Source organism: Nocardia pseudovaccinii (assembly GCF_050942345.1).
GTDB classification, from domain to species: domain Bacteria; phylum Actinomycetota; class Actinomycetes; order Mycobacteriales; family Mycobacteriaceae; genus Nocardia; species Nocardia pseudovaccinii.
On sequence record NZ_CP192074.1, the window covers coordinates 5,868,935 to 5,877,029 of the forward strand.

An 8,095-nucleotide genomic window follows, 5' to 3' on the forward strand; every position below is an offset into this window, starting at 1 on the left:
GTCCCATGAAGAAACGCCTCGCTCCCCTGCTCCTCGCCATCGCACTCGCCGCGGCGGGCTGCTCCCTGCAGAGTTCGGACAACACCCCCGAAGGCACCGTCAAGGTCGTCGTCGGCTACCAGTCCAAGACCATCAATACCGTCACCGCGGGCACCCTGCTGCGCGCCCAGGGCTATCTGGAGCAGCGGCTACAGAAGATCACCGACAGCGGCGGCGCCAAGTACCAGGTGGAGTGGCAGGACTATGACACCGGCGCGCCGATCACCGCGCAGATGCTCGCCGAGAAGATCGATATCGGGTCGATGGGCGACTATCCGTTGCTGATCAACGGATCTCGCACCCAGTCCAACGAGCGAGCGAAGACGGCGCTGGTATCGGTGACCGGCTACAACCCCAAGGGTGCGCTCAATATGGTTGTGGTGCCCCAGGATTCGACGGTGACCGGGATCGGTGACCTGGCCGGGCAGAAGATTTCGGCCAGCGTCGGCTCGGCCGGGCACGGCACCCTGGTGCAGGCGCTCTCGCGGGCGGGCGTCGATCCGGCCAAGGGCGTCGAGGTGCTCAACCAGCAGCCGCAGGTCGGGGCAACCGCATTGGAATCGCATCAGGTCGGCGCGCTCGCGCAGTTCGTGGCCTGGCCCGGACTGCTGGTCTTCCAGAACAAGGCGAAATTGCTCTACGACGGTGCGGAATTGGGTGTGCCCACCTTCCACGGCGTGGTCGCGCGACGCTCCTATACCGCCGATCATCCCGAGGTGCTGCAGGCCTTCCTCGCGGCCCAGCTCGATGCCACGAAGTTTCTGAACGAGAAGCCCTTCGAAGCCGCCAAGATCGTCGCCGACGGTTCCGGATTGCCGCAGGAGGTCGTGTACCTCTACAACGGGCCCGGCGGAACGTCTTTCGATACCACGCTCGAGCCCGGACTGATCGACGCGTTCAAAGGCGATGTGCAGTACCTGAAGTCGATCGGCGACTTCGCCGAACTCGATATCGATGAGTTCGTCGATCCCGCCCCGCTGCGCAAGGCCTTCGCCGACAACGGCGTGGGCGACTACGGCCAGGCGGTGGCGGCCACCGTCAACCCCAGCCGTGTCACCGGCACCGACCCGGTCTGCGCGCGTCCCGTGAGCACTGCCGCGCAGGGCGGTGAGCTGTGGCTCGACGGCACGGATCGACCGCAGCCCGCCGCCGATCCGACCTGCCTGTTGCGCGCTGTTCAGGCGGCCAAAGCACAGGGCAAGGTGATCCGCGCCGCGTATGTGCCCGATGCCGAACTCGGTACGCGCTGGTTCGCCGATAAGGCAGTGTGGTTGCGCGAGGGCGACAGCTTCCTGCCGTTCACGACACCCGCGGCCGCGCAGCGCTATCGGCAGGCGCACCCGGGCGCCGCCGCGATCTCCTACGACCAGGCCGTCACGGAAGTCCGACCATGACAGCATCACAGAGCGCTTCGTTGTTGCAGGATGGCCGAGCGACGGGCGAGCCCACCGCGCCCCCGGTCGGCCCGACCGCGGCCGACGGCGATGAAACCGCCGAAGTACGTGGGAGTTCGGCATGGCGCACCCGACTGCTCCAGGTGGCGTCGGTCGCGACCGCGATCGGACTGTGGCAGCTGCTCACCGCCAATAATGTGCGGTGGTGGCTGCGCTTCGACACGCTTCCGACGGTCACCGAGATCATCCATGAATTCGGCAAGCAGCTGCAATCGGACCAGTTCTATGTCGATGTCGCGCAATCGCTGATCCGTATTCTCACCGGATTCGGGCTCGCGGCCGTGGTCGGGGTGGTCGCTGGTATCGGTCTCGGCCGCTCCGGGCTCTTCGCCGCGGTGCTCGGACCGCTCACCGAGTTGGCGCGGCCGATTCCGGCCATCGCGCTGGTGCCGGTGGCGATCCTGCTGTTCCCGAGCGACGAATCGGGCATCGTCTTCATCACCTTCATGGCATCGCTGTTCCCGGTGCTGGTCAGCACCCGGCACGCGGTACGCGCGCTGCCGACCATCTGGGAGGACGCGCTGCGCACCCTTGGCGCATCGCGCGCCGATGTCCTTGTGCGAGTGGTATTTCCGGGCATCCTGCCCGGCGTGTTCAGCGGTCTGTCGGTGGGCATGGGTGTGGCATGGATCTGCCTCATCTCGGCCGAGATGATCTCCGGGCGGCTCGGCATCGGCTACCGGACCTGGCAGGCCTACACCATCGTCGATTACCCGGCGGTATTCGTCGGCATGATCACCATCGGCATCCTCGGCTTCGGCACCTCCGGAATCGTGGAATTGGCCGGACGTCGGATCACCCGCTGGCTGCCGAGGGAGGTCGCCGAATGACCACGACAACCGCAACCGCCACCCCGACCACAACCGGAATGCGGTTGAGCCTGGACGGAATTCGCATCGCCTATGGCGGCAAAACGGTGCTCGAGAACCTGGATCTGGCCATCACGCCCGGCGAAATCCTGGTCGTGGTCGGCAAATCCGGCTGCGGCAAGTCGACGCTGTTACGGGCGATCGCCGGACTGCGCAAGCCGGACCAGGGCGTGATCCGCGCCGACGGCATTGCGGTGACCGGACCATCCGCCGACCGCGCCCTGGTCTTCCAGGACGATGCGCTGCTGCCGTGGCGCACCGTGCGCCAGAACATCGAGCTCGCACTGCAATTGCGCAAAGTGTCACGGGCCGAACGCAAAGCGAGCGCCCGGCATTGGGTGCAGGAGGTCGGACTCACCGGCTACGCCGATTATCTGCCGCGCGATCTCTCCGGCGGCATGCGGCAGCGAGTCCAGTTGGCGCGCAGTCTCGCCGGATCCCCGCGCGCGGTGCTGATGGACGAACCATTCGGCGCACTCGACACCCAGACCCGGACAACCATGCAGCGCTTGCTGATCGACACCTGGCGCGCGCACCCCACCACCGTCGTATTCGTCACCCATGACCTGGACGAGGCGCTGCTGCTCGGCGACCGCATCGCGGTGCTGGGCGGCGGCGTGCTGCACACCCTGGTCGATGTGCCCGAGCCCCGCACACCGGCGGATCGCCGGTCGGTGAAGGCCGAAATCCTGGAGAAGTTGTGAATATTCCCGAGCTATCCGATCGGATCCGGCTCGACTGCGATGTGCTCGTCATCGGCGGCGGCACCGCGGGGACCATGGCCGCACTGACCGCCGCCGAGGCAGGCGCCGATGTGCTGTTGCTGGAGAAGGCGCATGTGCGGCACTCCGGCGCCTTGGCCATGGGCATGGACGGGGTCAACAATGCGGTGATTCCCGGCAAGGCCGAACCCGAGGACTACGTCGCCGAAATCACCAGGGCCAATGACGGAATCGTCAACCAGCGCACCGTCTATCAAACCGCAACCCGCGGCTTCGCCATGGTGCAGCGACTCGAACGCTACGGCGTGAAGTTCGAGAAAGACGAGCACGGCGAGTACGCGGTACGCCGCGTGCACCGGTCCGGGTCGTATGTCCTGCCCATGCCCGAGGGCAAGGACGTCAAGAAGGCGCTGTATCGCATACTGCGCCAACGCAAGATGCGCGAGAAGATCCGCATCGAGAACCGGCTCATGCCGGTGCGGGTACTTACCGATGCGGGGCGCGCGGTGGGTGCCGCCGCATTGAATACGCGCACCGGCGAATTCGTGGCGGTGGGTGCCAAGGCGGTAGTCCTGGCAACCGGTCCGTCCGGCCGCTTGGGGCTGCCGGCATCCGGTTATCTGTATGGCACTTACGAGAATCCGACCAATGCTGGCGACGGGTATTCGATGGCCTATCACGCCGGCGCGGAGCTCAGCGGTATCGAATGCTTCCAGATCAATCCGCTCATCAAAGATTACAACGGTCCGGCCTGCGCCTATGTGGCCAATCCGTTCGGTGGGTACCAGGTGAACGCCAGGGGCGAACGCTTCGTCGACTCCGATTACTGGTCCGGGCAGATGATGTCGGAGGTCAAGCGCGAGATCGAATCCGCGCGCGGGCCCATCTATCTCAAGGTGTCACATCTGCCCGATGAGACCCTCACGACGCTCGAAGGCATTCTGCACACCACCGAACGCCCGACCCGTGGCACCTTCCACGCTAATCGCGGCCATGACTATCGCACCCACGATATCGAGATGCATATCTCCGAAATCGGCTTGTGCGGTGGGCATTCCGCATCCGGCGTATGGGTCGACGAACACGCCCGCACGACCGTGCCCGGACTCTACGCGGCCGGTGATCTCGCGTGCGTGCCGCACAACTACATGATCGGCGCTTTCGTCTTCGGCGATCTGGCTGGAGGTCACGCCGCATCGACACTGCCCGAAGTCGCTGCGCCCGTCGAACTTCCGGAAGACCAGCTGACCGAGGCACATGAACTGATCTACCGGCCGCTGCGGCAGCCGGACGGCCCGCCGCAGCCGCAGGTCGAGTACAAGCTGCGCCGATTCGTGAACGACTATGTGGCGCCGCCGAAGACGGCCGCGAAACTGTCGATCGCGGTCGAGACCTTCGAGCGGATGCGCGGCGAAATCGCCGAAATCGGCGCCCGCACACCACATGAGCTCATGCGCGCGGTCGAGGTCTCCTTCATCCGCGACTGCGCCGAAATGGCGGCGCGCAGTTCACTGACCCGCACCGAATCACGGTGGGGGCTCTATCACGAACGCGCCGATCTGCCGCAGCGCGACGACAACGAGTGGCGCTATCACCTGAACCTGCGCAAGAATCCCGATGGTGCGATGGAATTCCTGAAGCGGCCGGTCGCGCCGTATCTGGTACCCGTGCCCGGTCTGGATGACCTGCCGTCAACCGACTCCACTGTGATCCCGGTCGCGCAGCCGGAACTCGTCGGTGGGCGCGCACCCGCCGATGCACCGCGCACCGTCCGCACATCGACGACCCCGCCGTCACCACGACTGGTCAGCCTGCTTGCCCTGGATTCGCCTACGGTGCAGGACCTTTCGACCTATCTGTCCGATGCCGATGCCGGTGTTCGAGTGGCGGCGCTGTCGGTGCTGACCGAGAACACCCCCGAAGGATTCACATCGGTATTGATCGACGCGCTCGCCGATGACGCGGCATCCGTTCGTGCGGCGGCCGCTGCGAGTTTGCGCGAACTCGTAGAGGTGCTTCCCGATTCGACCGGCCTCGCCGATCGACTGCACTCCCCCGACCCGGTCGTCCGGGCGACCGTCGTGGATCTGCTGCGCGCACTGCGGGCCGGATCAGCGGCGCAATTCGTTGCAGCACTGGCCGATTCGGACCACCGGGTGCGCATCGAAGCGGTACGGGCTCTGGTATCGCTCGACAACTGGCAGGCCGTCTCGTCGGCGGCCACCGATGACAACCGCGAGGTGCGCATTGCCGTCGCGCACGGGTTGTCGGCGATCGGCGGGCAGGGGTCCGAGACCGCGCGCACCCTAGCCGAGGATGCGGATCCGCTCGTGCGTGCCGCCGCCTTGGCCGCCTTCGCGAATCTGGGTGTCACACAAGATGACACCGCTCTGCTCAGCGGGGCGCTCGCACACTCTGCGTGGCAGGTCCGAGTGGGTGCCGCGCGGGGTCTCGCAGGCGCGAACCCCGAACTCGGGGTCACCCCGCTTTCCGACGCCCTGCACGATCCACACCTCGATGTGCGCAAAGCGGCGGTATTGTCGCTGGCCACCTGGCCGCACAGCGGGGCGGCGCACGATGCACTGAAGCTGGCGATCGATGACAGCGATGCGGATGTGCGCGCGTATGCGCGCCGCGCGTTGGACAGCGTGCATTCATAGCCGTACGTTCGGCGATCCGCATCAGAAGCCGCGAAACACTCCATCCGCATCGACACTGTCTGCGAAGTCCTCGAAGTCCATATTCGCCAGCGACAGGTTGTTCTCTACGGCAGGCATTTCGCTCGGCACTACGCGAAAGGTCGGAAAGCCCACCACGTCTTCGTTCTCCCGGCTCGTATCCACAACGAGAATCGGATGTTCGGGATCGGTGAGGGTTCGCTTGTCCACCAGGAACAGATAATAGGGCGGCGGCGCGGGGAGCAGGCTCTCCAACTTCGCCACCGTCAAGGCTTCGAAGCGGAGGTCGTCGACCGGCGTGATACCCGCATACGCGCGTATCCCGTCACCCAGATCCCACGGCTGCAGCGCCGCATCCAGAGTTTCGGCCCACGCGGCGTTGTCGGCGAAATCGGTTCTGATGAACAAGGATTCGCCATCCGGCAGCACCATCACGTTTTCCTCTCGCGCCGAGGTCGGTCTCATATCACCCGAACACATGGCCACCACGATCGCGGCCAGCGCAACCAACCCCGACGGACCGAACTTCACGAGCGGGAAGCCTACCCGCCTCCAGACCCAGGCCATGCGTGCAATCGACCACGGGTCGGAGTTCACCGGCACAATCAGCCCCACCCGACCGAGTTCGGGCCTGGTGCGACCCCGCCTCGAGTCGAAACCGAGTTATGCGCAGCGGAATTGGAAGCCCGCCACCGGTGTCGCGCCGGGTGCCACGTCGACCTGAACGTAGGCGATGCTCGCCAGCTCGCAGCCGGACGGAACGGAGGTGACCTGCGCCTGGTAGCAGCCGTTCGGGAACGTCTGCGCCACGGTTCCATCGCCCCCGGTCGTCAGGGTGGCCAGTACCGGACCGGCGGCGCACGTCGTAATGCCGACTCCGACACCCGTCACCGGCAGTTGATCTGTGCCCGTGGTCGCCTGCACCTTCAGCGGACCATCGCCCGGTGGCTGCGCACCGGCCGCGCCGGCGGGCAGCATCGCCACCAGTGCGGCACCGAGTACGGATGCGACGAGCAGCGTGTTGCGCAAGCGGGTCTCCTTCGGTGGATGTGAGCTGATCCGGGCGATCGCCCCTGCCACCGTATTCCAAACCGACCGGCACGGCCACGACCCGAGGCCGCCAGTCGTCCATCGCGCCGAGAAATCAGGCGGGATCCGCGATAACCACCACACCGCTCGGCGCATCGACCAGCGAAACCGTCCGCGCGGCGGCATCATCCACGTGCACGCGCGGGTGATCGGGCAGCTCGGATTCGTAGTACGTACCCGGACCATAGAATTGGCCGTACTTCACGACCACGCCGCCGATATCGAGCACCGCGGCCTCATGTTCCTGGATGACGGCACCGCGCCCGGCTGGCGGATCCCACGCAATGCTCTGGGCGACAAAGCGTTTCGCTCCCGCGGCCTGCGTGGCGGCGATCAGATTGCGAGTGCCCTCGGAACGGATGCGCGCATTCGCACCGGCGAGTTCCGGGAGCAGCGCGGCATCGTCGGGGAGATCGGTGAGCTGATGCATCACCAGATCGGGCCGGAAGGCGACGACCGCCGCGGTCAGCGCGTCGAGGTCGTACACATCGCAGACCACCGGTTCCGCACCGGCGGACCGCACCTGGTCGACCTTGGCCGCGGACCGGGTCATCCCCGCAACCTCGTGTCCGGCCTCGATCAGCAAGGGCAACAACCGGGTTCCGATAACGCCGGTCGCACCGGCCAGATAGATCCGCACCCGACCCAGCCTAATTCCCGGACAGACAGCGGGGAACGCCGCCGCGTAGCTGGTCGTATGCTCTATGCCCAGCGGCATCGAGGGAGATGGAGGATCCATGGCGGATCGGGAAGTGCTGACCTGGGAACTATTCGGGACGGCGAGCCGCGAGCTCGCCACCGAAATCGCCAAGGACGGGTTCGAACCGGATCTGATCCTCTCGATCGCACGCGGCGGCCTATTCGTCGCGGGGGCGCTCGGTTACGCGCTGGACGTGAAGAACCTGCATGTGATGAATGTCGAGTTCTATACCGGTATCGATCAGCGCCTCGACCTACCCGTCATGCTGCCGCCGGTCCCGCAGGCGGTCGACCTGGCCGGTGCGACAGTCCTGATCGCCGACGATGTGGCCGATACCGGCGCCACCCTCAAACTCGTGCGCGACTTCTGCATCGACCACGTCGCCGAGGTGCGCTGCGCGGTCGTCTACCAGAAACCGCATTCCGAGGTCGATTGCGAATACGTCTGGCGCCGCACCGACCGCTGGATCAACTTCCCCTGGTCCACCGAACCACCCGTCGTCGACCGCCAGACCCGAGTGCTCGACGCCTGAGCCACCCGACTC

General features: G+C 66.0%; 8 protein-coding genes. 5 read left to right on the forward strand and 3 right to left on the reverse strand.

Annotated elements, in window-relative coordinates:
- The first annotated feature begins 5 nt into the window (after positions 1–5).
- From ACQPZ2_RS26425 to ACQPZ2_RS26440, 4 genes are read left to right on the forward strand one after another with little or no spacing between them, the layout of a single operon-like run.
- Positions 6–1,433, forward strand: coding sequence for an ABC transporter substrate-binding protein (locus ACQPZ2_RS26425; RefSeq protein WP_433520912.1), 1,428 nt, complete (start codon positions 6–8; stop codon positions 1,431–1,433).
- Complete coding sequence (locus ACQPZ2_RS26430) at positions 1,430–2,323, forward strand: ABC transporter permease (protein WP_433520913.1); 894 nt, start codon at positions 1,430–1,432, stop codon at positions 2,321–2,323. The genes ACQPZ2_RS26425 and ACQPZ2_RS26430 overlap by 4 nt, the downstream gene beginning before the upstream one ends.
- On the forward strand, positions 2,320–3,066 hold the full coding sequence (locus ACQPZ2_RS26435) for an ABC transporter ATP-binding protein (protein WP_433520914.1): 747 nt from the start codon (positions 2,320–2,322) through the stop codon (positions 3,064–3,066). Before ACQPZ2_RS26430 ends, ACQPZ2_RS26435 begins: the two co-directional genes overlap by 4 nt.
- The gene (locus ACQPZ2_RS26440) at positions 3,063–5,744 is read left to right on the forward strand and encodes a fumarate reductase/succinate dehydrogenase flavoprotein subunit (RefSeq protein WP_433520915.1); all 2,682 of its coding nucleotides are present in this window, start codon (positions 3,063–3,065) and stop codon (positions 5,742–5,744) included. Before ACQPZ2_RS26435 ends, ACQPZ2_RS26440 begins: the two co-directional genes overlap by 4 nt.
- A gap of 21 nt (positions 5,745–5,765) precedes the next feature.
- Here ACQPZ2_RS26440 and ACQPZ2_RS26445 read toward each other — a convergent pair whose 3' ends face one another.
- The 3 genes from ACQPZ2_RS26445 to ACQPZ2_RS26455 form a co-directional block, all read right to left on the reverse strand.
- Complete coding sequence (locus ACQPZ2_RS26445) at positions 5,766–6,293, reverse strand: DUF6924 domain-containing protein (RefSeq protein WP_433520916.1); 528 nt, start codon at positions 6,291–6,293, stop codon at positions 5,766–5,768.
- Between the two features lie 132 nt (positions 6,294–6,425).
- Positions 6,426–6,791, reverse strand: a complete 366-nt coding sequence (locus tag ACQPZ2_RS26450) for a hypothetical protein (RefSeq protein ID WP_433520917.1) — start codon at positions 6,789–6,791, stop codon at positions 6,426–6,428.
- Positions 6,792–6,906: 115 nt separating this feature from the next.
- Positions 6,907–7,491, reverse strand: a complete 585-nt coding sequence (locus ACQPZ2_RS26455) for an NAD-dependent epimerase/dehydratase family protein (protein ID WP_433520918.1) — start codon at positions 7,489–7,491, stop codon at positions 6,907–6,909.
- A 97-nt stretch (positions 7,492–7,588) separates the two neighbouring features.
- Between ACQPZ2_RS26455 and ACQPZ2_RS26460 the strand changes: the two genes are divergently transcribed.
- Complete coding sequence (locus ACQPZ2_RS26460) at positions 7,589–8,083, forward strand: phosphoribosyltransferase (RefSeq protein ID WP_433520919.1); 495 nt, start codon at positions 7,589–7,591, stop codon at positions 8,081–8,083.
- Positions 8,084–8,095: the final 12 nt, after the last annotated feature.